The 26140-nt window shown below is 62.2% G+C and carries 20 protein-coding genes; 10 read left to right on the top strand and 10 right to left on the bottom strand.

Annotated features, from left to right (window positions below):
- Positions 1-242: 242 nt before the first annotated feature.
- Positions 243-689, bottom strand: coding sequence for a DUF2141 domain-containing protein (locus ACYU70_RS17890; protein ID WP_342297026.1), 447 nt, complete (start codon positions 687-689; stop codon positions 243-245).
- A gap of 196 nt (positions 690-885) precedes the next feature.
- On the opposite strand from ACYU70_RS17890, the gene ACYU70_RS17895 reads away from it, so the two are divergent.
- The 3 genes from ACYU70_RS17895 (at position 886) to ACYU70_RS17905 (ending at position 3378) form a co-directional block, all read left to right on the top strand.
- Positions 886-1338, top strand: a complete 453-nt coding sequence (locus ACYU70_RS17895) for an META domain-containing protein (protein WP_342297025.1) — start codon at positions 886-888, stop codon at positions 1336-1338.
- A 76-nt stretch (positions 1339-1414) separates the two neighbouring features.
- Complete coding sequence (locus ACYU70_RS17900) at positions 1415-2746, top strand: NAD(P)/FAD-dependent oxidoreductase (protein ID WP_342297023.1); 1332 nt, start codon at positions 1415-1417, stop codon at positions 2744-2746.
- Between the two features lie 164 nt (positions 2747-2910).
- Positions 2911-3378: a DUF2721 domain-containing protein gene (locus ACYU70_RS17905; protein WP_342297022.1), complete on the top strand. Its 468-nt coding sequence runs from the start codon at positions 2911-2913 to the stop codon at positions 3376-3378.
- A gap of 110 nt (positions 3379-3488) precedes the next feature.
- Here ACYU70_RS17905 and ACYU70_RS17910 read toward each other — a convergent pair whose 3' ends face one another.
- Positions 3489-4085 carry a DUF4136 domain-containing protein gene (locus ACYU70_RS17910; protein WP_342297021.1) on the bottom strand — a complete coding sequence of 199 codons (597 nt, stop codon included), beginning with the start codon at positions 4083-4085 and terminating at the stop codon, positions 3489-3491.
- A 205-nt stretch (positions 4086-4290) separates the two neighbouring features.
- On the opposite strand from ACYU70_RS17910, the gene ACYU70_RS17915 reads away from it, so the two are divergent.
- Positions 4291-5073 (top strand): amidohydrolase, encoded by a 783-nt coding sequence (locus ACYU70_RS17915; RefSeq protein ID WP_342297020.1) that lies wholly within the window; start codon positions 4291-4293, stop codon positions 5071-5073.
- 177 nt (positions 5074-5250) lie between these two features.
- On the opposite strand, the gene ACYU70_RS17920 is transcribed toward ACYU70_RS17915, so the two are convergent.
- The gene (locus tag ACYU70_RS17920) at positions 5251-7554 is read right to left on the bottom strand and encodes a T9SS type A sorting domain-containing protein (RefSeq protein WP_342297018.1); all 2304 of its coding nucleotides are present in this window, start codon (positions 7552-7554) and stop codon (positions 5251-5253) included.
- Positions 7555-7662: 108 nt separating this feature from the next.
- Between ACYU70_RS17920 and ACYU70_RS17925 the strand changes: the two genes are divergently transcribed.
- On the top strand, positions 7663-8961 hold the full coding sequence (locus ACYU70_RS17925; RefSeq protein ID WP_342297017.1) for a UDP-N-acetylmuramoyl-tripeptide--D-alanyl-D-alanine ligase: 1299 nt from the start codon (positions 7663-7665) through the stop codon (positions 8959-8961).
- 219 nt (positions 8962-9180) lie between these two features.
- Here ACYU70_RS17925 and rfbC read toward each other — a convergent pair whose 3' ends face one another.
- The gene (rfbC, locus tag ACYU70_RS17930; protein ID WP_342297016.1) at positions 9181-9726 is read right to left on the bottom strand and encodes a dTDP-4-dehydrorhamnose 3,5-epimerase; all 546 of its coding nucleotides are present in this window, start codon (positions 9724-9726) and stop codon (positions 9181-9183) included.
- 189 nt (positions 9727-9915) lie between these two features.
- On the bottom strand, positions 9916-11031 hold the full coding sequence (locus tag ACYU70_RS17935; protein WP_342297015.1) for a glycosyltransferase family 4 protein: 1116 nt from the start codon (positions 11029-11031) through the stop codon (positions 9916-9918).
- 171 nt (positions 11032-11202) lie between these two features.
- On the opposite strand from ACYU70_RS17935, the gene ACYU70_RS17940 reads away from it, so the two are divergent.
- The 3 genes from ACYU70_RS17940 to ACYU70_RS17950 all read left to right on the top strand — a co-directional run bounded on the left by ACYU70_RS17940 (position 11203) and on the right by ACYU70_RS17950 (position 14216).
- Positions 11203-11499 carry a c-type cytochrome gene (locus ACYU70_RS17940; RefSeq protein WP_342297013.1) on the top strand — a complete coding sequence of 99 codons (297 nt, stop codon included), beginning with the start codon at positions 11203-11205 and terminating at the stop codon, positions 11497-11499.
- Between the two features lie 172 nt (positions 11500-11671).
- Positions 11672-13003 carry a GTPase HflX gene (gene hflX / locus ACYU70_RS17945; RefSeq protein ID WP_342297012.1) on the top strand — a complete coding sequence of 444 codons (1332 nt, stop codon included), beginning with the start codon at positions 11672-11674 and terminating at the stop codon, positions 13001-13003.
- Positions 13004-13118: 115 nt separating this feature from the next.
- A complete protein-coding gene (locus ACYU70_RS17950) occupies positions 13119-14216 on the top strand; it encodes a hypothetical protein (RefSeq protein WP_342297011.1) in 1098 nt (365 codons plus the stop codon).
- Between the two features lie 105 nt (positions 14217-14321).
- Here the strand turns inward: ACYU70_RS17950 and ACYU70_RS17955 are convergent, their stop codons facing one another.
- Positions 14322-17180 (bottom strand): TonB-dependent receptor, encoded by a 2859-nt coding sequence (locus tag ACYU70_RS17955; protein ID WP_342297009.1) that lies wholly within the window; start codon positions 17178-17180, stop codon positions 14322-14324.
- Between the two features lie 359 nt (positions 17181-17539).
- Between ACYU70_RS17955 and ACYU70_RS17960 the strand changes: the two genes are divergently transcribed.
- A complete protein-coding gene (locus ACYU70_RS17960) occupies positions 17540-17977 on the top strand; it encodes a CHRD domain-containing protein (protein ID WP_342297007.1) in 438 nt (145 codons plus the stop codon).
- A 117-nt stretch (positions 17978-18094) separates the two neighbouring features.
- On the opposite strand, the gene ppk1 is transcribed toward ACYU70_RS17960, so the two are convergent.
- The 3 genes from ppk1 to ACYU70_RS17975 form a co-directional block, all read right to left on the bottom strand.
- Positions 18095-20167: a polyphosphate kinase 1 gene (gene ppk1 / locus ACYU70_RS17965; RefSeq protein ID WP_342297006.1), complete on the bottom strand. Its 2073-nt coding sequence runs from the start codon at positions 20165-20167 to the stop codon at positions 18095-18097.
- Between the two features lie 164 nt (positions 20168-20331).
- The gene (locus ACYU70_RS17970) at positions 20332-20826 is read right to left on the bottom strand and encodes a SixA phosphatase family protein (RefSeq protein ID WP_342297005.1); all 495 of its coding nucleotides are present in this window, start codon (positions 20824-20826) and stop codon (positions 20332-20334) included.
- A 212-nt stretch (positions 20827-21038) separates the two neighbouring features.
- Complete coding sequence (locus ACYU70_RS17975) at positions 21039-24338, bottom strand: right-handed parallel beta-helix repeat-containing protein (protein WP_342297003.1); 3300 nt, start codon at positions 24336-24338, stop codon at positions 21039-21041.
- Between the two features lie 238 nt (positions 24339-24576).
- On the opposite strand from ACYU70_RS17975, the gene ACYU70_RS17980 reads away from it, so the two are divergent.
- Positions 24577-25524 (top strand): HNH endonuclease, encoded by a 948-nt coding sequence (locus ACYU70_RS17980; RefSeq protein WP_342297002.1) that lies wholly within the window; start codon positions 24577-24579, stop codon positions 25522-25524.
- Positions 25525-25582: 58 nt separating this feature from the next.
- Here ACYU70_RS17980 and ACYU70_RS17985 read toward each other — a convergent pair whose 3' ends face one another.
- On the bottom strand, positions 25583-26011 hold the full coding sequence (locus ACYU70_RS17985) for a hypothetical protein (protein ID WP_342297000.1): 429 nt from the start codon (positions 26009-26011) through the stop codon (positions 25583-25585).
- Positions 26012-26140: the final 129 nt, after the last annotated feature.

Below are 26140 nucleotides of genomic sequence, written 5' to 3' on the forward strand. Positions count from 1 at the left end.
CTGAACGGAGGCTGAGTAAAGTTCGCATCATAAAGCCAAAATAAAAGTGTGAAAATCCAAACCGAGCTCAAACATAAGCACACTCTTAATATATAACCTCATCAAGAATTTGTTTAAAAAATTAAGTACAATCAATTAATGCAATATGTACTATATAGACCATTATTGCCACCAAAAAATCATAAAAAAAGCCACTGCATTTGCAGTGGCTTTTCAACTAAGAACATGATTGTCTTTACGTTTTAGTCTTTCAGCACGATGCTTACCACCTTGCCGGGCTCGCCTACCGTGAACTTGCATTCATCGAAACCGGGCGCGGCCACGGTGGGGCGCACGTTGTTGGAGAAAGCGTAGGGCTCGGTGGGGATGCCGAGGAAGTTTTTGTCTATTTTATCGTTGTTGTTCAGGTCCTGGGTGATGGCCACGGCCCACTCGCCCCTGGGCAAATCGACGGGCAGCGTGAATTCGCTCTTGCCCTGGGGATTTACGGATTTGGAGAAGGCCCACTTGCCGCTTTTCAGGAAGCCTTCGCGGGTGTTGTAGAAATACAGCCGGACGGCGGCGGTGGTAGATACCAGCGACGACACCACCACCGTAACGGAAGAGGTTTCGGCGGGCGGCGGGGCGGGCACGGCGGCCCCCAGCAGGCTGCCGCCAATCAACAACGAGCAAAGCGATAACACGTTCATAAGCGAATAATTGACTGGTGACGAATGGAGGACGATACGGACCCAACGCCCCTGCTTACGCAAAGGGTTCGATAACAACTGATTTCGCCCGGCTAAATCGTCGGTTCGCCGAGGTTCTGCGGCCTTGGGCGGCAATACCGGCCAACTTATTCGTTTTCCTGCTACTATTGTGCTCCCACGCTTGCTTACTCTGCTGATGACTACCCGCCGCCTTTTCCCCCTGGCTTTGTTGATGACTTTCGCGCTGGCCAGCTGCGAAAAAGACGAGGCTGCCCTGCCCACTCAACCCGCCGCGCTGCTGCAAAGCCATTGGCAGCTGACGCAGATTGACGCCTTCCCGGTGGCGGCTTCCAGCTACTCCGAAACAAGCAAATCCTACCTCGAATTTGTGGAGCTGGGCACCTGCACCGTGGGCCTGGGGCCGTGCAATAATTTCAGCGGGCGCTACAGCCTGGCGGGTGGCGGGCAGGAGCTGCACATCACGCCCCAGATTTCGACCCGCGCCACCTGCCCCGTGCAGGACCTCGAAACGCGCTACCTCGACAACCTGGCCCTAACGGCGCGCTACGAAATCAGCGGCGACGAGCTGCGGCTGTATGATGCCACCGCGCCCGCCCCGCGCCTGCTGTTTCGGCGCAAGGCGCAGTAGGGCGGGCAACCTCGGGCCGGCAAAGTAGGTAAGCAGCCCAATGGTGGGCCAGCGTCTGGCCCGCATCTTTACCGCCATGGAAGGGTTAACGAAAATTGACGACCTCGGCAAGCCGCGCGTGGTGATTGTGGGCGGCGGCTTCGGCGGCCTGGAGCTGGCCAAGGCTCTGGCCGATGCACCCGTGCAGGTGGTGCTCATTGACAAGCAGAACTACCACGCCTTTCAGCCGCTGCTGTACCAGGTGGCCACGGCCGGGCTGGATGAGGGCGACATCGTGTCGCCGTTTCGCAAAATCCTGAACGGCCAGGAAAATTTTTACTTCCGGCTGGCGGAGGTTACCTGTGTTAATCCTGCTGAGCAGGTGGTGGAAACCACCATCGGCCTCATCCGCTACGACTTTCTGGTGCTGGCCACGGGCGCGAATACCAACTACTTCGGCGATGCGGTGATGGCCAAAAACGCCATCGCCATCAAGAGCGTGGAAGATGCGCTGGAGCTGCGCAACACGGTGCTTTCCAACTTCGAGCAAGCCCTGCAACTCGGCGATTATGAGCAGCTGAACAGCATGCTGGACTTCGTGATTGTGGGCGGCGGCCCCACGGGCGTGGAGATTGCGGGGGCGCTGAGCGAACTGCGCACCCACGTTTTCCCGAAGGACTACCGCGAAATCGACTTCAAGGAAATGGACATCCACGTGGTGCAGAGCGGGCCGGTGCTGCTGAAGGGCATGTCGGCCAACGCCTCGGCCAAGTCCTTGGAATACCTCAAGAAGCTGGGCGTGCAGGTGTGGCTCGATACGCGGGTGAAATCCTACGACGGCTACACCGTGACGCTCAACAACGGCCAGCAACTCATTGCGCGCACGCTGATTTGGGCGGCAGGTGTAACGGGCGCGCCCATCGTTGGCCTCAACGCCGACTGCTTGCTGGCCGGCAACCGCTACCTGGTGGACGGCTACAACCGCGTGCACGGCTACGAGAACATCTTCGCCATCGGCGACATTGCAATGATGAAAACCGAGGCCACGCCGGAAGGCCATCCCATGGTGGCGCAGCCCGCCATTCAGCAGGGCGACTGGCTGGGCCGCAACCTGACACGCCAGCTCAACGGCCAGCTCATGGAGACTTTCGTGTACCACGATAAGGGTGCGATGGCCACCATCGGCCGCAACCACGCCGTGGCCGATATCAAGCTCTTCGGCCGTGAATACCACCTCGACGGCTTCATTGCCTGGCTGGCCTGGAGCTTCATCCACGTCATGTCGCTGGTGAGCTTCCGCAACCGCGTGGCCGTGTTCTTCTCCTGGGCCTGGAATTATTTTACCCAAGACAAGGGCCTGCGCTACATCATCGGCAAAACCAAGGCTCCGCTGGTGGAAAAGGATATGGAGGAGAAGGCCATTGTGTAGCGACTGAATTGAACGTTTAAATAAGCCCGTCATGCAGAGCGTAGCGAAGCATCTTTACCGCAGTAGTAATCCAATTGACAGGATTAGTGATGGCGGTAAAGATGCTTCGCTGCGCTCTGCATGACGTTCTATCTGCATGACGTTTTAATAATTAACACGCAACCATGCCCCTCACCGGCACGCTCAGCATCCTCACCGATATGTTTGCGCCGGCGGTGTTGGTGTCGGCCTGCGCCTCGCTTATCCTCACCACGTCACAGCGCCTGAGCCGCAGCGTGGAGCGGCAGCGCGAAGTGGCGCGGCTGCTGCACCACCACCAGCGCCACCAGCCCGCCCCGGAGCCGGCCGAACGCACCCACCTCCGGCAGCAGCTGTCGTTTGCCATTCGGCGGGCGCGGCTGCTCCAGCAGGCCATGACGGTGCTGCACCTCACGTTGGGCGTGTTCATCGCCAGCATTCTCACCATCGGGGTATTCGAACTCACCCACAGCGCCGCCACCTGGGTGGTGGCCGTGCTCAGCGTGCTGGGGGCCGGGCTGCTGCTCTACGCCAGCGTGCTGCTCATTCGCGAGTCCCGCCTCGCCCTGGCCGATGTGGCGGAAGAAACCGAGTACCTGACGCGGCTGGAGTAATGTCCGTAGTTAGTCATATGTATCATTATGATGGCCGTTAGCGGTACTCCTAACTAAACAACAACGCCCGGCCAGTACGGCCGGGCGTTGTGCATAGCGAGTGCCTAGGTTCAGGAGCCTATTTTCTCCTTCGGAAACTTGTCGAGGATGTCCTTGGCCGCCCGGGCAAACTGCTTGCCCAAGCGGGCGGGGTTGTCCACGGGGTCGGCCACCGAGCCGCGCCAGACGAGGTTGTTGGTTTTCGCATCGATGAAATCGAGCACCAGCGTGCCTTCGCGGTACTGCTCGGTGTGCGTCGTCTGGTAGTAGGCCGGCGAGTACCAGTAGCCATAGTTTACGGGCAGCAGCATACCCCGGTAGCGCACCAGGTAGGGATAGACGTAGCCCACGGGCGGCGGGTCGGTGACGGTGCGCTCGGCCTGCTCCACAAAAAGGTGGGTGGTGATGTAGAAATCGGGGTTGCTCGCTACCTCGCGGATGCCGCGCCTGGCCAGCTCGGCGGCAATGGCCTCGCGGATGCGCTCCTGCGCAATGGGGCTGCGCAGCAGCGGGTTTTGGTCGCCGGAGGTTTTCACCTCGGTATCGGCCCAGGCAAAGGAGTGGTATTGGTTGAAATTGACGCCCGGCTGTTGTTCCACAGTCACGGCCGAGGAGCAGGCGCTGAGCCAGCCAAGCAGCAGCAGCGCCCAAACGATGGAATGTTTCATAGGGATAGTGCAGAAGAATGGTGGACGAGAGATAATTAAGGATTTTACCCGCTTGGCCGGGCAAAGGTTATGGCCCAGTTTATTGCCCGACGACTTTGCCAGGGCACTTTTATCGCCTGCTGATGCCCGCCCCCCACTGCCGGCCCCACAGGGCCTGCCAACGCGCCAGCGCGTAGTTTCAGGGCCGCAATAACTGCCGCTTCCTATGTCCGACCTCACCGTTTCCTTCATCCAGACCGCGCTGCACTGGCACGATGCCGCCGCCAACCGCGCCGCCTTCGACCAATACCTGGCCCAGCAAACCATCCCCGCCGACATCATCGTGCTGCCCGAGATGTTCACCACCGGCTTCAGCATGGAAGCCGCCGCCCAAGCCGAAACCATGCAGGGCGAAACCGTGGCCTGGATGCGCCGCCGCGCCGCCGACCACGACGCCGTCATCACCGGCAGCGTCATCATCGAGGAAGACGGCCACTTCTACAACCGCCTGCTCTGGGTGCGCCCCGACGGCAGCCTGAGCTGCTACAACAAGCGCCACCTCTTCACGCTGGCCAACGAGCAGCTCACCTACACGCCCGGCCACGAGCGCCTGGTGGAGGACTGGCGCGGCTGGCGCATCTGCCCGCTGGTGTGCTACGATTTGCGCTTCCCCGTCTGGAGCCGCAACCACCCCGCCGCGCCCTACGACCTGCTGCTTTACGTGGCCAACTGGCCCGCCGTGCGCCGCCCCGCCTGGATGACCCTGCTCCGCGCCCGCGCCATCGAGAATGTGGCCTGCACCCTGGGCGTAAACCGCATCGGTGAGGACGGCAAAGGCCACGCCTATTCCGGCGACTCCGCGTTGATTGATGCCAAAGGCGAATATCTGGTGGAAGCCCACGACCAGGACGGTATTTTCACCCACACCCTGAGCCGGGCCGAGCTGGATGATTTCCGTAGCAAGTTCACCGCGTTGAATGACGGGGACGCGTTTGAACTGGTGGAATAATTTGCAATCCGCCGGCCAGCCCCGTAGGGGCGACATATCGGTAGTATAGAAACGGCATAAACGGCCAAAGCCCCAGCGGGGCGACATTCGTTGAACGAGTGCCGCCCCGCTGGGGCTTTTTCCAACCAAACAAGCTGGTTTTACTACCGATATGTCGCCCCTACGGGGCTTGCCTTTCTACCGCACCAGCAGGCGCTGCACGGCGGCCCCGTCAACTCCCTCAGCGCGCACCAGGTACACGCCGGCGGCCAGGCCGGTGAGGGTGAGTGAGTGGCGGCGCTGGGCGGCATCGGCGGCCAGCACCACGCGGCCGGTGAGGTCGAGCACAGAGACGCGGGTGGGCAGCGCGGTTTCGACGGTGGCCGTGGCGGTGGCGGGGTTGGGATAGATACTCAGGGCCAGGGCGCGGGCGGCCTCGGTGCGGGTGGCCGTGATGGTGCGGTTGCGGGTGCCATAGCTCAGCACACCGCCGGCCTCGGTGCCCACGAAGAGCTCGGGCGCGCCGTCGCCGTTGATGTCGGCAGCGGCCAGGGCGCAGTGCGAGTAGTCGCCCAGGCCCAGGCGGGTGGGCTCATAGATGGCGGTGAGGGGATTGTACTGCAAATCGGTGCGCTCGGCGAACAGGGCGGGCGACTGGTTGCGGTAGTCGGAAAACAGGCGCAGGTAGCCAGTAGCATCGGCTGTGAGCAGGTCGGGGCGGCCGTCGCCGTCGAAGTCGGCCACGGTGGGGCTCAGGTTGGCGGGCCGGTCGCCGGTGGCGGTACGGATGCGGCCGTAGTCGTTATTCACCAGCACAAAGGCGCTGTCGAGCGGGCCACGGGCGCGGTTGCGGAAATAGCGCAGGGCCATGCCCGGCTCGCGCACCTCGTTGGTGCCGATGAGCAGGTCGACGTAGCCATCATTATCCACATCGGTGAAGCAGGGCATGTCGTCCTTCGAATAGGGTATCAGGCCGGTGCCGGTGGTGGCGAACTGGGGCTTGATATCGACGGCATTGGCCGCGCTGAAGGCCACGGGCCGGCCGGCGGCGGCCGTATTCAGAATGTAGTAGATGATGTTGGTGCCCCGGTCCCAAACGGAGTAGGCCAGGTCGAGGGCCCCGTCGCGGTTCAGGTCGACGAGCACGGGCTTGATGCTTTGCAGGCTTTGGGTGGACAGGCCCAGGTAGTCGCTGTTCATGAGTTGGAACACCGGCCGGGCGCGGGTGCCCACGTTGCGGTAATAGGTGAGGTTGGCGCGGTACACGTTGCTCACGCGGTCGGCCCGGTTGCCGATGAGCATATCCGGCAGGCCGTCGCCGTCGATGTCGCCGAAGGTGGGCGCGGCGGCCTCGCTCACGTCAATCATGTCGTTTTGCAGGAAGCCAGCCGGCTGGCTGGTATAAACCGGCGCGCCGCTGGCGGCCGAGTTGGTGAACAGCTGCACGTGGTTGCGCATGCTCACCAGGTCAGCCACGTTGTTCACCATGTTGGGCGCTACCACCAAATCCAGCTTGCCATCGAAGTTGGCATCGAACGAATAGCCGGCCGGAAACACCGGCACCCGCACCGGCGTAGCCGCCGACGGGAAACTGGCGCTGACACCCGCCTGCGTTACCACCGGCACCGCTGCAGTGCCCGAGTTGATTAGGCGCGTCAGCTCGGGGCAGTTGTCGCGGCCGTCGAGCAGGTCCTGGTCGCCGTCGCCGTCCAGGTCCACCAGCAGCAGGCTATGGCCGCCGGTGTGGGTGGGCCGGGCCGCCGTGAAGCATTGCTGGCCATTGAACTTGTATTCGGCGCAACCGCCGCAGGACTGGATATCGGCCCAGTGGTCGGTGGTGAGCGTGAAGGTGAGGGCGCTGCCGCAGGTGCCCGGGCTGGTGTTGATATACTGCTCGATGAACGACGCGCTGATGAAATCATACGTCATGATGTCGAGCTTGCCGTCGCCGTTCACGTCCTGAATGGCGGGCAGGTTGTAGCCGCCCACGGTGAGGTTGGCCGTGCCCGTGAAGTTGCCGCCGAAGCGAATCTGGTTGGTAGCCAGCGAAAAGCTGGGCTGGCCGTTCACCAGCGCGTTGCGGAACACCCGGATTTCGCCGCCATTGATGAAGGTGAACAAGTCGGCGCGGCCGTCGCAGTCGTAGTCGCGCAGCAGTGCCCAGCCACGCAGGTCACTGGGAAACAGGCTTTCGTACTGGGGGGCGTACTGCCAGCGGCGGCCGTTGGGGGCCGTAGGCGCGGCCACGCTCAGGAAGGTGTAGCAGCGGCTGCTCTCGTGGTCGAAGGCGAACAGGTCCTGCTGGCCGTCATTATTCAGGTCGATGGAGCTGAACTGGGGCGTGTTGAAGCCGCCGGCCCAGGCATTGCGCAGGGTGTCGGTGCCCTGCACCACTTTGGCCGTGGCCCGGCTCTCAAACCCAAAAGCCGCACTGCCCGACTGGGCCCGGGCTACCCCGGAAAAAGCCAGCGAAGCCAGCACCAACGCGTAAAAACGATTCATCAGAAAGGAAGTAGCTAAATGGCGAAAAAGGATTCGCGGGGCGCGGAACAAAAATCACGCCCACCTTTGCAGCAAGTTACACCCGGTTAGCTTTTCCAGTTCCGCAGCATGTTGCTCTATTCCCGTTATTTGGCCGCCGGCGGCCTTGTCAGCACCGATTCGCGCCAGCCCCAGCCCGGCACCCTGTTCTTCGCCCTCAATGGCCCCAGCTTTCGCGGGGCTGACTTTGCCCCGCAGGCGCTGGCCGCCGGAGCCAGCCACGCCGTGGTCGACGATGTGCTGCTGGCCGCTTCGGACCCCATCCACTACACCTACGCCCCCGACCCGCTGGTGGCCCTGCAGCAGCTGGCGCGGCACCACCGCCGACAGTTCCGCATTCCGGTGCTGGCCATCACGGGTTCCAACGGCAAAACCACCACCAAAGAGCTGCTCACGGCCGTACTGGCGCAGAAATTCAAGGTCCTGGCCACAATTGGCAACCTCAACAACCACATCGGCGTGCCGCTCACGCTGCTGCGCCTGCGCCAGGGCGAGCACGACTTCGCCGTGATTGAGATGGGGGCCAACCACCGGGGCGAAATCGCGGCCTACTGCGAGTGGGCCGAGCCCACCCACGGCCTCATCACCAACATCGGCAAGGCCCATCTCGAAGGCTTTGGCGGGGCCGAAGGCGTGGCCCTGGGCAAGGGCGAGCTGTTCGACTACCTCACCCGCACCGGTGGCACGGCCTTCGTGAACACCCTGGACCCGCGCCTGCCCAGCCTGGCGGCGCAGGTGCCCACCATCCTCACCTATCCCCGCGTGATGGATAACTACCCCGCCACGCTGCTCTCGGCTGCCCCCGCCGTAGCCCTGCGTCTGGGCGACAATACCGAAGTGGTGGCCCAGCTCACCGGTGACTACAACTTCCCCAACCTGGCCGCCGCCGCCGCAGTGGGCCAGTATTTCGGGATTTCAACCGATAAAATCGCCGCCGCCCTGGCCCGCTACAACCCGCAGAACAACCGCTCGCAACTGGTGCGTACCCCCGCCGGCAACGAGCTGGTGCTGGATGCCTACAACGCCAACCCCAGCAGCATGGCGGCTGCCCTGCGCAGCTTCGCGGCGCGCCCGGTGGCGGCCGGCCAAACCAAGCTGGTGCTGCTCGGCGATATGTTCGAGCTGGGCGACGACAGCCCCGCCGAACACCGCAACCTCGGCCAGCTGCTGGCGGAGCTGCAGCTGCCGCAGGTGCTGCTCATCGGCCCGGAAATGGCGCGGGCGGCGGCGCTGGCTCCCACCGCACAGCACTTCGCCACCAAAGCCGAAGCGGCCGAGTGGCTCCGCGCCCACCCCGTGCGCAACCGCCAGGTGCTGGTGAAAGGCAGCCGCGGCATGGCTCTGGAGACGCTGGTGGAGCTGCTGTAGCCCTGTCATTGCGAGGCCGCAGGCCGTGGCAATCCGTCCTCTCTCTGCGTCCAGCTTTGAGATGTGACACAGCCCTTTTCAACAACAGAAAGCCCCAATACTGTGAAGTAATGGGGCTTTCTGGTAAAAGAACATTTCTGGTGTTTGACAGGACGGATTAGCTACGCTGACTTAGGTTGCCGCGTGCTGCGCTCCACTCGCAATGACAAACGGCCTGCGTTAGAACGGGCTCACGAAATCCTTGAAGGCCGGCAGCTCATTATCCTTGCCCGACACGAGCGGATGCACCTCGGTGCCCCAGTTGATGCCCAGGTCGGCATCATCCCAACGCAGGCCGCCTTCGGTGGCGGGGGCGTAGTAGTCGGAGCACTTGTAGAGGAAGATGGTGTTGTCTTCCAGGGCCATGAAACCGTGGGCGAAACCGGCCGGAATGTAGAGCATGTTGCCCCGCTCGGCCGCGAGTTCCACCATCTGGTGCTGGCCGTAGGTGGGCGAATCCTTGCGTAAATCAACCGCCACGTCGAGGGCGCGGCCCTGGCCTACGCGCACCAGCTTGGCCTGCGCGTGGGGCGGGCGCTGGAAATGCAGGCCGCGCAACACGCCTCTTTTGGAGTTCGACTGGTTGTCCTGCACCCAATGGGCGGTAGCCCCGGCCTCGGCCATAAGGCGCTCGCTAAAGGTTTCGAAGAACACGCCCCGGTCGTCGGCGAAAACGCGGGGGGTAAACTCAATCAGGCCGGCGAGGGGGAACGTCTTTACTTCCATTGGGGCAAAGGTAGAAGATTGGGGAGGATGGTTTGGTGCGGGGGAAGGGGAATTGAGCGGAAAATGAGGGATTCCCGTCTGTCATCTTGAGCGGAGCGAAGGACCTTATCACATTCGCAGCAATTGGGTTACTGCAAACTATTCTTCGGCGATAAGGTCCTTCGCTGTGCTCAGGATGACAGACTTACGCTACTTCCGCCCCACCGCCGCCACGGCCGCGATATACTTATCGAGCACCAGCCGCTCGTCGAACTTGGTTTCGGCGAGGTAGCGGCTGTTCTGGCCCATGCCCTGCAGGTCGGCGTCGGGCAGGCGCAGCACTTGTAGCATTTTGGCGGCCAGGTCTTCGCCGCTGCGCACCTGGCAGAGGTAGCCGTTGCGGCCGTCCACCACGGTTTCGCGGCAGCCGGGCACGTCGGTGGTCACGATGGGCTTGCCCACGGCCGCCGCTTCGAGCAGGGTTTTGGGAGTGCCTTCGCGGTAGCTGGGCAGCACCACGCAGTCGGCTTTGTGCAGGTGGGCGGCCACATCGTCGGACCGGCCCAGGTATTCGATGTCACCGGATTTCAGCCATTCCTCAAACGTGGCGCGGGGCACGCCCACGCCGCCGGCCTCATCGAGCCCGCCCAATAGCTGGATGCGGGTGCCGGGCACGGCCTGCCGGATAATTTTAGCCGCCTCGAAGTATTCGACCACGCCCTTTTCATAGAGCACCCGCGCCACCATCAGAAACACGAACGGGGTTTGGCGCACGAAGCCGGCGGCGGGCCGGAACTTGGTAGTATCGACGCCGGAACCGGGCAGCAGGTCGGTGATACCGCGCTTCACCAGGCGGTTATCGAGGAAAAGCTGCCGGTCGTCGCCGTTCTGGAAAAACACTTTGGCCGGGAAGCGGAACGCGAAGCGGTAGAGGCCCAGCGCGACTTTGCTCACGAAGTTTTTGATGATGAACACCGTGCCCAACCCGCTCACGTTATTGATGCTGGGTATACCCGCGATGCGGGCCGCGATGCTGCCGTAGATGTTGGGCTTGATGGTGTAGTGCAGCACCACATCGGGCTGCTCGCGCCGGTAGATGCGATAGAAGCGGCGCGTGAGGGCGGCATCCTTGATGGGATTGGTGCCCTTATTCTCCATCAAAATGGGCACGAAGCGGCAGCCCAACTCGGTTTCGAGGCGCGCCGAGTAGTCATCGGGCGGGGCGATGGCCAGCACTTCGTGGCCGGCGGCCTGCAGGGCCCGCACAAGGCTGGCGCGGAAATTCCAAATATTCCAGCTGGTATTGATGACGATGGCGACGCGCAAAACGGTGAGTAGTGAGGAGTGAAATGGTGAGTTCGGGGGCAAAGGTCGGCCTTACGGATTTTACCTCCGCTCGTTTATATCCGAGGCAGTCAGAGGCTCACTATTTCACCAACTCACCATTTCACCAAAATACGCCGGTACTTTGTGGGCTCTTTGCGTGTTGTGCCTGCTATGAACCTTCGTCTTTCGGTCTTCTTGTTTCTTTTGGCACTGCTGCCGCAACTGGTTTCGGCCGCGCCACCGGCGCTGCCCGGCCAAGCCATTTTCCAGAAAAACTGCGTGCGCTGCCACGGGGCCAACGGCAAGCGCGGCCTCAACGGCGCGCACGACCTCACCAAGAGCAACCTCAACGAATTCGGCCGCACCTACCTCGTCACCAACGGCATGGGCAAGATGCCGGCCTTCGGCAAAACGCTCACGCCAGCGCAGGTGCAGCAGGTAGTGGCGTATTCGCTTACTTTGAAGTAAGGCCCAAATTTGTCATGCTGAGCGCAGTCGAAGCATCCCTACCGCATAACTAATTCAATTGCTGCAACGAAGCGGCAGAGATGCTTCGACTTCGCTCAGCATGACGTTCTTTTTGGTTGGATTTGCGTTTATAGCCGAATCCAGCCCATCCAATACTGACAACAACATTCCCATGGCAAATACCCAATCCGGCGGCCGCAAGCCCGGCAACAGCACCCGCCACGTCGGCGCCGTCGACGGCGTGAAAGGCCGGGCGGGCCGCATCCTGCTGAAGGCGGCCGACAACGGCACCTACGAAACCGCCAAAGAGCACGAAACCGCCGTGCTCATCTCCGTGCCCCCGCGCCGGCAGTCCGAAGCCCAGACCACTGAATACCTTGATGAGCTGGCATTTCTGATTGAAACGGCCGGCGCTACTGCCACCAAACGCTTCGTGCAGCGGCTCGAAAAGCCCGATATCCGCACCTACGTGGGCGAGGGCAAGCTGGCAGAAATCAAGGCCTACGTGCAGCACGAAGGCACCAGCATGGTCGTGTTCGATGATGACCTCTCTCCTTCCCAGCTCCGCAACCTGGAGGCCGAGCTGCTGGTAAAAATCGTGGACCGCTCGCTGCTCATTCTCGATATTTTCGCGTTGCGGGCCAAGTCGGCCACTTCGCGCACGCAGGTCGAGCTGGCGCAGTATCAGTACCTCCTCCCCCGCCTCACCGGCCTCTGGACTCACCTGGACAAGCAGCGTGGTGGCGTGGGCATGAAAGGACCCGGTGAAACGGAGATTGAAACTGACCGTCGCATTGTGCGCGACCGGATTGCCTTCCTCAAGGAGAAGCTCGAAGACCTAGACAAGCAGAGCCACACCCAGCGCAAGTCGCGCGGCGGCAACATCCGGGTAGCGCTGGTGGGCTACACCAACGTGGGCAAAAGCACCCTGATGAACGTGCTGGGCAAGGCCGATGTATTCGCCGAAAACAAGCTGTTCGCCACCGTGGACGCCACCACGCGCAAAGTGGTGCTCGAAAACACGCCGTTTCTGCTCTCTGATACGGTTGGGTTTATCCGCAAGCTGCCCACCAAGCTCATCGAGAGCTTCAAGAGCACGCTGGACGAAATCCGCGAAGCCGATTTGCTGCTGCACGTCGTGGACATTTCGCACCCCAATTTTGAGGAGCAGATTCAGGTGGTGAACGATACGCTGGTCGACATCGGCGCGGCCGACAAGCCCACACTGCTGGTGTTCAACAAAATAGACCAGTACAAGCACGACGACGTGGAGCACGACCCCTTCGGCGAAGTGCTGGATGCCGAGGACGACGGCACTGCTCCGCGCCCGCCGCTGGAGCAGCTGCAAGCTACTTATATGGCCAAGCTGCACGACCCGGTGGTCTTCATTTCGGCCCAGGACCGCACCAACTTGGACGAGCTGCGTGAGCTGCTGGGCAAGCGCGTGGCGGCCCTGCACCAGCAGCGCTACCCCTACCAGGCCAACACTTGGGCCAGCGAATAGCCCCATCGGTTCGGCAGCATTATCAAATTGTTGCCGGGCCGATTGGGCATGAACGTTACGTGAATATTATCGTAAGGGCGAAGGCCGGGCTACATCAGGCCCGGCCTTTTCTGTCATGAATCAGGTACGCTTTCTTCGTTTGGGTGCTCTACTGCTGCTGGGTTTGGGCCGAGCCGCCGCGCAGGATATCCCCGTGTACCCGCCGCCCGCGCCGCTCGATACGGCCGGGGCCGGCCGCTCCGATGCCCAGACCTTTGCCAACTCGCAGGTGGTGGGCATGGGGCCGAGCAAGGGTCTGATTGTGAAGTACGAGCGGATTCCGGGCAATTTCAGCCTGAAAAGTACGGCCGTGGGCGGGGGTTCTGACTACAATACCCAGGTTAGCAAAAACGCCAACCTTGTCATCAAGGCCTACGCGCCGCTGCTCAACCACCCGCACCTCAAGCTCATTCTAGGCCTGAACTACGACCGCCAGGAATTCCAGTTCAGTACGCCGGCCACTACCGACCAGTACGGCCTCTACAGCAACATCGAAAACAAGGGGTTGAGCGTGATTGGCGCGCAGCTGGCCGTGATTCGGCCGGTGGATGCGGTGCACTGGTACCTTTTCCGCACCAAAACCGAGCTTAACGGCGACTATAATTCCGACGAGCTCAGCGTGAGCGACTACCTCAAAGTCACTTCCGAATTCATCTACGGCTGGAAGCGCAGCCCCACGTTTGCCTGGGGCCTGGGCGTGCAGCTGGGCTACAACCTGGGCCGCCAGAGCATCTACCCCGTGCTGGTGTACAACCGCTCCTTCAACCCGCGCTGGGGCGTGGAGGCGCTGTTTCCGGCCCGGGTGCTGGTGCGGCGCAACCTGTCGTCCAATTCACTGCTGTTTGCCGGCTACGAGGTGGCCAGCAACAACTACAACCTGAAGCTGCGCACGCCCTTCGCCGCGCCCAACAACCCCAAAGTCACCTCGCTGGAGCTGCGCCAGATTGACTTGAAATTCCGCCTGCGCTACGAGCACGAACTCCTGTCCTTCCTCTGGACGGGCATCGAAGCCGGCTACCGCTACAACTACCAGTTCAACGCCTTCGACCGCACCAACAGCACCCGCGACCGCCTCATCAACAGCCAGCTCGGCGGCACGCCCTACGCCAGCCTGGACCTGTTCATCGTGCCGCCCCGGAAGCTGCTGCAAAAGGCTGAACGCAGCCGGAAGTAGAAATAAAAGCAGTAGGATGCGGGGCTTGCCCCCGCCCGGCATTGAACGATGATACCGTTCAACGCCGGGCGGGGGCAAGCCCCGCACCCTACTGCTTTTTACTACCTAAATCCCGAAGTTATACACCGCCTTCAGGTACAGGAAAGCTCCGTTGAAGCCCATTTGCACCGGAGCATATGGGTACACGTCGTGGTTGGCGGGGAAGGGCGACGGCACACCGTAGCGGTTCTGGAAATACCGCTCGAAATCGCCTCGGCTGGCGAAACCGCCGGGTGCCACGCCGTTGGAAGCCGCCTCGTTGAGGGTATTGGGCTTCACGTTGAAGAGGTTTTGCGCGCCCAAGGTCAGCGTCAGCGCCTTGGCGGGCTGGTAGCTGATGAGCAAATCGGTCACGGTGCGGGGCTTGAACACCAGCAGGTAGCTGCCGAAATCGTACCGGGCCGGGTCGGGGGCCACGTCGTAGTATTTTACTTCGCCGAAGTACGTATTGCGCAGGCCGATGCCGAATTTACCCAGGCTGTAGTTCACGCCGAGCAGGATTTTGCTGGCCGGGTTGCCGGTTTCGATGAGCGAAAGCTGGCGCGGGTCGATGTAGTTGGTGGTCGGGTTGTCGTCGGTTTGCAGGCTGCTGAAGTTGGCCGGGATGTTCTGGGCGCGGGTGCGGGTCTGGTTGAAGTTGGCCGCCGCCGTCACCGTGAGCTGGCCCTTGCCGAGGGCATGGCGGTAGCTGCCCACCACGTCGATGCCCTGCGTGCGGGTGTCCAGGTCATTGGTGAAGAACTGGGCCTGGCTCACGCGGTTGTTGGCCAGCAGCTGGGTAAACTCCGGGCTGATGCCCGAACCCGGCCGCAGCAAGCCCGACAGCGTGATGCGGTTGTCGATGTCAATCAAATACGCATCGGCCGTGAGTGAGAACGACGGCGTGGGCGTGAGCACCAGACCGGCGCTGTAGCTCCGCGATTTTTCGGGCGTCAGGGTGGGTACCTGGGCTTTCTGGGTCAGTTCGTCTTGGTTGTTGAAAATGCCGGAGTACACCACCCCGCTCACGCCGGGGCGCTGCGTAATCTGGCGGTAGAGCACCTGCTGGAGCGACGGCGCCCGGAAGCCCGTGTTGAACGCGCCGCGCACGGCCAGGAAATCCGCCACCTTCACCCGCGTCGTGGCCTTGTAAATAAAGGCCGAGCCGAAGGTGGAATAGTTCTCGTAGCGCAGCGCGCCGCTCACGCTCCAGCGCTTGGTTACGTCGGCTTCCACGTCGAGGAAAGCGCCCACGTTGGTACGGCTGCCCACTACCGCCGAGGCCTGGCCAAAGCCGCTGAAGCCCTGCGCGCCCTGCTGGGCCAGCGAGTTATTGTCGTACTCCGCCTCGGCGCGCTCATCGCCGCGCATGATTTCGTAGCGGTCGGCCCGGAACTCGCCGCCGAAAGCCACGTTGGTGCCGGCCAGCACTTTATCAAAAAAGCGGTTGGCCGTGGCGTTGGTCACGTTTTGCAGAAACTGGAAGCCGCCGGCATTGGCAAACACCGTGGGCGACTCCGAGCCCAGCGACGCATTCAGCGTGTTGGCCAGGTCGTAGTTCATGCGGTTGTAGCCAGTGGTGTTGCTCAGGTCCAGGGTCCAATGGTTGGGGCCGCTGCGGCCCAGCACCACGCCCACCGTGCCCGCGCCGTCATGGATGCGCGTGTTCACCTCGGGCTGGTAGCCGTACGGAAACAGCTCCTTCACCACTTCGTTGGGCTGGGTGGCGGGCAGTACCCACGGCGTATTGGCCTGCCCCCGGCGGAAGTTGTAGCTGCCGAAACCGTAAAACGCCAGGGCTTCCGATACCTCCACCCGGGCATTGAACAAGCCGCGCACGTTGCGCACGCGGGCATCGCCGTTGTGCTGCTCAAAGTCTTTGTAGGTCTTGCCGGCGGCCGCCAGCGCGGCCTGCTCAGCGGCCGGGTTGTTGGCCACGAATACGGGGCTCACCAGCGGGTCGCGGGCGTAACCGCGGGTGGTGCGGCCGCGGTAGTCAGCGTCGGCGGTCAGGTTCAAAAACCCTTTTTCTCCCAAGCGGAAGCCTTTATTCACGCCCAGCAGCGTGGCCAGGCCGTCGCCCTCCGAAGTCACGCCCGAGCTCAGCAGCACGCTGCCGCCGTGGTTGTCACTCTTCAGGTTGATGTTCATTACGCCGGCAATGGCGTCGGAGCCGTACTGGGCCGCGGCACCATCGCGCAGCACTTCCACACGCTCCACGCCCAAGCTAGACAAGGTGTTGAGGTCGGTGCCCACGCTGCCCAGGCCGCGGTTGCTCAGCAGGTTTACCAGGGCGGTGGTGTGGCGGCGCTTGCCGTTCACGAGCACCAGCATCTGGTCGGTACCCAGGCCGCGCAGGCTGGCCGGGTCCACGTGGTCGGAGCCGCCGGCCCCCGTCTGGCGCGTCGAGTTGAAGGCCGCCACCGTGTATTGCAGCAGCTGCGTGAGGTCGGTCTGGGGCACGGTGCGCACCAGTTCGCTCATTTCCACCACATCTACCGGCACCGCCGATTCCAGGGCGGTACGGTCGCTACGACGGGTACCTACGGCTACGGTTTCGGGGTTCAGCGTCACGGTGAGCACAGTGGCTTCACCGGCCTTCAGAAACACGTTGGTGATGTTCTGCACCCGGAAGCCGGGCTGCTGCACCTGCACCACGTAGGGCCCGCCAGATACCAGCCCGCCAATGGTGAACGTGCCCGTCTGGCTGGCCTGCACGGTGCGGCGCTGGCTGGTAGCCAGCGAGATGATTGACACCGAGGTATTAGGCTGCACCTGTCCCTGGGCAGAGGTGACCTGGCCGGTCAGGGTCGACGAGCTGCCGGCGGTGGTGGCCCCGGCACCCTCGCCTGGGGTAATGGGAGTTTGCGCCTGGGCGGTGGCCGGTAGCAATGCCGGACTCAACGAAACACCCAATAGGAAACAACGCAGGGTAAAATTATTCATGCGAAAACGGGAGGAGAAAAAAATTATAAAAAGACTAAATGTTGAACCCAGCGCAGAAAAAAGAGTCGTAAACGAAACACTTTTAACGCAACAGCAAGCCGGAATAATCTTATTCTGCTTTTATAAACAGCCAGTTGCAGACTTATTACTGTCCAGGTAAAATCTTGTTTTAGAGACCGAAAAGGGAAAACTGTTATTTGTCCCAAATTGGGAAAAAACAGGGTCAAAGCGCAATAGAGTGTAACTGCACGTCCCCATTATGGAATAATACCCTAAACCTTTTCCTTTTGTTTAAGTTATAGTCACAATAACTTAAACTTTTTTCAAAGCCCAATTAGACACCAACTCAATTTCAAAAAATGAAAAAGTCCTACATTATCTTCGCAGCATCCGCATTGAGCCTCTTTACTGCCTGCAGCAAAAAAGACGACGCCACGCCCGCAGCTAGCACCACCACCAATCTAACGGCTGCCATCAATGGGACGCAGCAGGTGCCGGCCAACAGCACCACTGCCGCCGGGACCTTTGCAGGTGTATACACCAGCAGCAATAAGCAGCTCACGTACACCGTTACGTTTTCTGGTTTTACGCCTTCGGCGGCTCACATCCACTCGGGCGCCCCGGGCGTCAACGGAGCAGTGGCCATTCCATTCTCTTCGCTGACGTCGCCCATCACGGGCACGGTAACGCTCACGGACGACCAGGCTACCCAGCTGCTCAACAATGGCATGTATGTGAACATGCACTCGACGGCTTTCCCGAACGGCGAGATTCGCGGCGACATCAAAAAGAAGTAATCAGCCGGGTCAGCTATCGGCTCATTATTGCCGGTGGGACAGCCCAAGTTGAGTCCGCAAAAAAGGCCCGCTATGCTGATAGCGGGCCTTTTCTTATTAACAGCGGCCGAAGCTGCGCTATTTGCGCTGGCGGCGCTTCTGGCCTTTCAGCCAGGCATAGGTGGCCTCCTGAGCGCGCAGGGGCTTTTCGCCCTCTACGGCCGGGATGAACGCATTCTCGAAATCGCGGGCCTTCACGTTGTCGTTGCGCTGGAAATCGAGCAGGTGGCGTACCTCGGCACGCAGGCTTTCGTCGAGGATGGGGAAGGCGACTTCCACGCGGCGGTCGAGGTTGCGGGTCATCCAGTCGGCGGAAGACACGTAGACTTTTTCCTCGCCGCCGTGGCCGAACACGTACACCCGGCTGTGCTCCAGAAAACGGTCGACGAGGCCGCGCTGGCTGATATTTTCACTGAAGCCGGGCTGGCCCGGCACCAGCCGGCCAATGCCGCGCACGATGAGCTCGACGCGCACGCCGGCGTGGCTGGCCTCGTAGAGCTTGGCAATCATGCCCTCGTCCTCCACGGCATTCACTTTGAGGATGATGTAGGCCTCGTGGCCTTTTTTGGCCTGTTTGATTTCGTAGTCAATCAGGGCACAAAGGCCGGAGCGCAGGCCGAAAGGGGCCACCAGCAGCTGGTGTAGCTCGGGCACGGTGGCTTGGTCGCGCAGGTACTCAAACACGGCGGCTGATTCCCGGGTCAGCCGCTCATCGGCCGTGAACAGGCCGTGGTCAGTGTAAAGCTCGCTGGTGCTTTCGTTGAAGTTGCCGGTGCTGAAATAGCCGTAGCGGCGCGTGGTTTCGTCGTCCTCGCGGCGAGTGATGAGCAGGAGCTTGCTGTGCACTTTGAGCTCGGGCGGGGTGAAGACGACGTGCGCGCCGGCCCGCTTCAGCTTATCGGCCCAGAAGAGGTTGGATTCCTCATCGAACCGCGCTTTCAGCTCGACTACCACGGTGACCTGCTTGCCGTTTTTAGCGGCTTTGAGCAGGGCTTTTACTACGGCACTTTTGCTGGCCACGCGGTAGAGCGTGATGCTGATGCCGGACACGCGCGGGTCGGCGGCGGCTTCGCGCAGCAGGCGCGTCACGTAGTCGAAGGACTGGTAGGGAGGGTGCAGCAGGTGGTCGCGCTGGCCGATGGCCGCCAGCAGGCTGCCCGTGCGCGGCAGCGTGGGGTGCGGCAGCGCCGGCCGGGGCGGGTAGTGAAAGTCGGCCTCGCCAAAATTGGGGAAGCCGAAGAAGTCGCGAAAATTGTGGTAGCGGCTGCCCTCCACCAATTCTTCGTCGGTGATGCCGGTTTTCTGCTTGATGGCGCGCAGGACTTCCTTCGGCATCTGGGGGTCGAAGAGCATGCGGGCCGGGAATCCGGTGGTGCGCTTGGCCAGGCTGCTGCGGATTTTCTCCATCAAATCGCCCGAAACCTCTTCTTCGATGTCCAGCTCGGCATCGCGTGAGAGTTTCACTGCATTGACTTCCACCTGCTGATAAGCAGGGAACAGTCCGGCCGCCCCTACGCGGATTACGTCGTCCAGAAACAGGACGTAACGCTCCTCGCCCTCATCGGGCAGGCGCACGAAGCGGCCGCCGTGGCGCTTGGTGGGCAGCTCCATTATCAGCACCCGCTCGTCGGCGTGCTTGTTCTTGGCTTTGCTGGTGGCAGCGTTGGGCTGGCTCAGGAAGAAAGTGAGGTAGACGGCCTGGTCCTTCAGGAAAAGGTGGTGCAGGGTATCATCGAGGGCCACGGGCGAGAGCAGGTCGCGCACGTTTTTCTCAAAGTAGCGGGCCGTCCACTCGCGCTGCTTATCGGTGAGCTCGGCCTCCGTGAGCAGGTGGATGTGGTGGCGGTTGAGCTCGGGCAGCAGCTGCCCGCGGAACGTGGCCCCGAATTCCTCCTGCTGCCGTGCCACCTCGGCCAGCACCTCTTTGAGCTGCCGCTTGGGGCTTTCGCCGAGCTTGGCGCGGGTTTTCTTTTTGAGCTTAGTCAGCCGTCGTAGCGTGGCCACCCGCACCTTGAAAAACTCGTCGAGGTTGCTGCTGAAAATGGCCAGGAACTTGAGGCGCTCCAGCAGCGGCACGGTATCCGTCTGGGCTTCTTGCAGCACGCGGGCGTTGAAACGCAGCCAGCTCAGGTCGCGGGAAAGGGTTTTCAATTCTTGGAAGTCGATTAAGAATGAGCAGAACGTCCTGCTGAGCTTGTCGAAGCATCTCTACCGCTTCGTTGCAAGAGCATTGATTACTTCTACGGTAGAGATGCTTCGACAAGCTCAGCATGACGTTCTTTTTTTGTTACCCCGGCCTGATTAGTGCTCCGTTTCTACTCCGCGTTGCGCGGGTAGTCGTAGAAATAAAACTCGGCGTTTACCTTGCTCACTTCGGCCCACTGCTCGCACTCGAAGCGCAGGCAGACCACGGCGGCGGTGGGCATCTCATTGATGCTGGAGGGAGAGAGGGTGTTGGCCGTTTCGGTGATGGTGGGGTTGTGGCCCACCACCAGGGCCGAGGCGGCCGAATCGGGCAAATCCTTAAGAATGGCCAGAAAATCGTCCACGTCGGCCCCGTAGATGCCGGACTCGACCACGATTTTATCGTGCGGGTACTGCATTTCGCGGGCCACCAGCACGGCCGTGCTCATGGCGCGCACGGCGGGCGAACTCACAATCACATCGGGGCAGATGCGGCGCTTGGCCAGCGCCTGGCCCATCAGGGGGGCATCGTCGCGGCCACGGTCGTTGAGCGGGCGTTCCTGGTCGCTGAGCTCATCGAAGCTCCAGCTGGATTTGGCGTGGCGAAGGAGATAGAGGGTTTTCATACGGGCGAAGCTAACGGGCTTTTGCTTACCCCGGGCATTAGGAAAAGGTTATGAGGGGCGGAGAAGTCTGCTTGAGAAGTCTTAACAGCTGAACGGTCGTGTTAATTGAACAGTCATGCTGAGCGGAGCCGAAGCATGACCGTTCAATATAGAAGCCGCAACAAAAAAGCCCCGCCGCCAACCTGGCGACGGGGCTTTTCCCAGCTTTCCGATTATTCCACAATCAGCTTTTTCACCACCACTCCCACTTCCGTAGTCAGGCGCAGGGAGTAGACGCCGGGCGCCACGTTAGGCAAGGCCAGCGCGTGGGCAACCGCACCAGCGGGCAGCACCTGCTGGCGCACCACCCGGCCCAGGGCATCAACCAAAGCGGCCGTTACCGGCTGGCGGTTTAGGCTGAGCGGGAACTCAATGGTCACTTGATTTTTGGCCGGGTTGGGGTATAATGCTACTTGCTGAGATAAAGCCGCCGACGCTACTGCCAGGGCCGACCGCGCCGCAAATACCAGCTCGAAGCGTGTGGTGTTGAGCGCGGCGGCATTGGTCACCGTGAACTGGTACGTGGGCTGCTGCGTGAGGTCGGTGAGGGTGCCGAGCTGCACGTCGCGCAGGTACACGGCGGTGGTGTTCAGGTTTAGCAGTTGGTTGGCTGTGAGGGTGTAGGTGCCCGCCTGCGGCACGCCCACGGCCAACGGCACCACGCGCTGAGCGGTGCCGAGGCCGGGCTGGCCGTCGATGCTGAGCTGGTGGCCAGCCAGGCTGGTTGATAAGTTAAGACCGGAAGGGTTGGGCAGCTTCTCGGCGTCGTAAGCAGCATCGAAGCCGCTGGTAGCCCCGTTTTCGAAGTAAACCGTGGCCTCGTCCACCAGCGGGCGGCCGACGCCTTGCAATGTGAGCTGCACCAGAGGCCGGGTTTCGGCGGTGGTGCGCTGGAAGGTGGTGGCGCTGGGCGCGGTCAGACGCTGGCTGTTGCGGAAGGTGAGGCTGGCCGAGGATTGGCCGGCCGCCACGCGGGCGAAAAACGCCTGCCCCACCGGCAGCACCGGGTTGCCGATGCCATTAATGTAGCTGCGGTACTGCCCCGCGTACTGGGCGCTGCTGCCGAATACATACATGGCGGCCTCCAGGCCCGGGCGGTCGGCGGGCGCTACCAGGGAGTAGTCGAGCGGGGCGGGGTACGGGTTGCCCAGCAGCTGCCAGCCGCCGTCGGGGTAGCTGGCGCGGTTGCTGGGCAGGGCCAGCGCCTGGTCGCCGCTGGTGAGGGTGCCCTGGAAATCGACCAGCTCGCCGGCTCCGATATTCACGGTGTAGCCCCGGCCCACGGCCAGCGCATCGGTCAGCGCATCCGGCGAGAACCAGCCTTTATCGAAGCTACTCATGGTATTGGTGAGGGTCAGGCGGCTGTCGTCGTAGCCGTACACGGTCGGGAACGGCCGCACGCTGCCCGGAGCGGCGGCCGAGTTGTAGGCGGGGTTTACCACGGGAGTGAAGCCGCTGGTAGCCAGGTCGGCCACGGTGGTATTACTCACCGGCGCCGCGTACTGGCGGTAGCCCAGCCCGGCGTTGCCGCTCGGGTCGATGGCGCGCTGCACGGTGGCCGTGCCCAGTACCCGGCCGCCGCTGTTCACCACCAGCGCGTCGGTGGCCACGCCACCGCTCACACTGGAGAGCAGCGTCAGGACTTTGCTGTTGGTGGCCAGGTTGCCCACCAACGTGAGCACGCCCCGGATGCTGGTTGTGGTGCCGAGGGCGGCGCCACCGGCCCCAATGGTCAGGTTTTTATAGGTGCTGGCGCTGCTGCCGCCCAACAGCTGGTTGACGGTGCCGCTGGTAGCCAGCGTGCCCTCGGTGGCGGCGAAGGTGCCGTTGTTGGTCAGGTTGCCGGTAAGGCTGAGCGTGCCGCCGCCTTGGTTGAGCATTGCCCCAACGCTGATGGTCAGGTTTTGGGCCGTGGCAGTGCCTGCGGCGATGGCCGGGTAGCGGGTTGCGGCCGGAATAAGGGCATCGAGGGTGGCCGTGGGCACGCCGCCGGTCCAGTTGGCGGCGTCAAACCAATCGGTGCTCACCGCGCCGGTCCAGATGGTGGGGTTGGCCGTTTCGTAGGCCCCCAGGTCGGGCGCGGTGCCGCTGTAGGGAAAGCCCACGTCGACGCCGGCGTCAATCAGGTCGCTGCCGGGGGCCAGGCGGAGCAGGCTGGTCACGGGCAGGCTGCCGTCGGCCTGGCGCGGGGCCCGCAACAGGGTGGTGTCCAGGCTCACGAAGTCGCTGGGGTCCACCGTCACGGCGGGGTTCAGGAAGGTGTTGTGGTCGGTGGTGTTGGCCCCGGGCGTTGCGTCGTAGTTGTTCAGGTCGCGGGTGGCGGCGTTGGTGGAGCGGGGCAGCAGGCTGATGTTGTTGCGCAGCGTGTGGTGGTAGCCGGGCACATCGGTGAGGTAATCGGTAGAATTACGGGCCTTGCGGTTCAGCATGTCGAAGTTCACGGCGTTGTTATAGGCCGTGTTGTTGAGCCAGGTGCTGCCCTCCAGGTGGTGGTTGGAGTAGAAGCCGTTCGACCGGTTGCGCACCGACACGCAAAACCGGACGGTGTTGCTGGGCACCGGCGACGGGATGCCGGTCAGGGCCGTCGAGCCGTAGCCGCCCGCCTTGAAGCCGTTGCCGTCGCCCCGGGTCGCGAAGTTCTGGGTGTAGCCGTTGTAAAAGGCCCAGCAGTTCTCAAACGTGGTGGCGGTGTAGGCCGAGATGCAGTCGTAGCCGTCGTCGCTGTTTTGCCAGGCGCGGCAGCCGCGAAACACGTTGCCCGTGTAGTCTATCCGGTTGGGGTGGCAGCCGAAGCCGTCCACGTTGCCGCCGTTGGCGGTGCCGGTGGAGTTGGGCGCGTTGATATTGTCGTTGTTGCGGTAAGCGTCGCAGTTCAGGATGAGGTTGTTCGGGCCCCGGGTCAGGTAAAAGCCGATGGCCTGCCCGTCGTGCATACTCAGCCGCTCGTAGATGTTGTTGCCGAATTGCCCGCTCTGCGAAAAGCAGATGGACAGCGTGTTGGTGGTGCTGTTAACGGACGGCACCCGCACGCCCACCACTTCCAGCCCCCGAATGTGGATGTACGAACCCGTCACCTCAAACGCGCTGAGGCGGTAAGGGCCGACGAAAGGAGCGCCGGCATTGGTGACGTTGGGGTTAACGTTGGCGTAGTTGAATACCGGCCGCTCGCCCGGGTAGGCCCAGTAGTTGATGCGGCCGGCCGTGGCCGAGCCGCTTTTATTCAACAGCGTGACGTAGGCATACGGGGCACCGTATCCCGCTATCTGCGAATTCTGCATCATGTAAACACCGCCGCGCACCCACACCGTATCGCCGGCCGACACCGCCGTCTGGGCCTGCTGAATGGAGAGGAAGGGTTGTTGAATGGTGCCGCTGTTGGTGTCGCTGCCCGTGGGGGCCACGTAAAATTTAGCGGAAAACGCCGGACCACAGCTCAGCGCCAGCAGTAGGGCAAGAAAGTAGTGTTTGAACATAGGATTAGGATGGGAAGTGATGATGGGTTGAACTTACCAGCGTCCTTTGCCCCTACTCTCCTGCACTGTTCTGACTGCCCATCAATCACTTCGTCCGCGGAGCCCGCCACAGATGCAAGCGACGCCCGGCGTACCTTTTCCCGATTCCTTTTCCAGCTCGCCCGCGCCTTCCCGGCTGGCTCCGGCCCGGCCGGGACCACTGCCCGGGGCCCGGCCCCCTGCCCTCTCCTGCCCTCTCATGCTCTCTACCTACCTCCGCCGCTTCCAGCACCTGCGCGTGGCCACCAGCCGCCAGCACGGCGAAGCCCCCTACAAGCCCGCCCTGCTGCTGGCTGTACTCGAAGGCGTCGCCGACGGCTCCATCACCGGCAACCGCATCGGCATCACGCCCGAGCTCATCGCGGCCTTCAAAGCCATCTGCACCGATTTGGGCACCTCGGCGCTGTTCACGGCCGCCAACTTCGCCCTGCCCTTCTACCACCTGCGCTCCGACGGCTTCTGGCACCTGCACACCTGGCCCGGCCTCGACATCCTGCTCACCCGCTCGGGCTCCATCCGCAGCTTCCGCCACCTGCGCGACGTGGTGGCCTACGCCGCCCTCGATGCCGACCTCTGGCTGCTGCTGCAAGCGCCCGCCCACCGGGCGGCCCTCACGCAAGCCCTGCTCACGCGCTACTTCCCCCAAACGCAGGGCCGCTACCGCGCCCGCGCCGGCCAGGAGGCGCTGGCCGGCATCCGCCGCCAGATGCTGGAAGAGCCCGCCGCCCTCTACCGCACCCACGTAGCGCCCGCCGATGAGCTCGACCTCACGGTGCGCAGCGGCGTGTTCAAGCGCGTGGTGCTCGAAGCCTACGACTACACCTGCGCCGTCTCGGGCCTGAAGCTACTCAGCACCCGCAGCAGCCCCGTGCCGCTGCTCGATGCCTGCCACATCGTGCCCTGGGCCGTGAGCCACGACGACACCCTGCCCAACGGCGTGGCCCTCTGCCCCAACCTGCACCGCGCCTTCGACCGCCACCTGTTCTGGATTGATGCCGACTACCGTGTGCGCCTGGCCGAGGATTTCGGCGAGCTCAGCGGCGGCGACTACGGCGTGCGCCGCTTCGAGGGGCAGGAGCTGCGGCTGCCCCACCGGCCGGAGTGGTGGCCGGGGCGGGGGAATCTGGCGGCGCAGGCGGGACACTGACTTGCCGTTTGTTATTTTGACCGTTTTCCTGAACACTGGTCTTTACTATCGGGACCATTCAGACACTTCGTTCCCGTTTCCGGGTGATGTAAAAAAGCACCCACAAGAGGGCGGTGCTCGGAAAGGGTAACAGGAAACGCACATCCATTGAGTAAAAGGCAAAGTATTGCTGCGCTATCAATACAAAGAAGATATAGCTCTTGAGCAGCGTGTCGACCACCAGCAGCAGGAATGCCCCCGTTCTAATGCGCCGTTTAGCAGGGAAGAGCGCACTGCTATACAGTAGTAGTGCCGCGGCCGCCGGCAGGAAAAACAGGGCGGACTCAACCAGGAGCCCTATCCGGCTTCCCTCATGATATATATAGCGGAGGGCTTCATATAAGCTTCTATGAGAAGGTACACAAAGTGCCCAATACCACCCGAACAGCAACATCCCACTAAGCAGGAGCAATACGCCTTTGTGCTTTACAGGGAGTGCATACTTCATACGGATGAGGGGTAGTCCCACGGATATATTGTTGTCGTAACGTTGCCGCAGGCACAGATATGTTAAACATACCCTCCTTCAACTGAACAGAGCTCGTTCAAGGCACGACGGTATCGATTACAGTGAGTC

Source organism: Hymenobacter segetis, assembly GCF_054776495.1.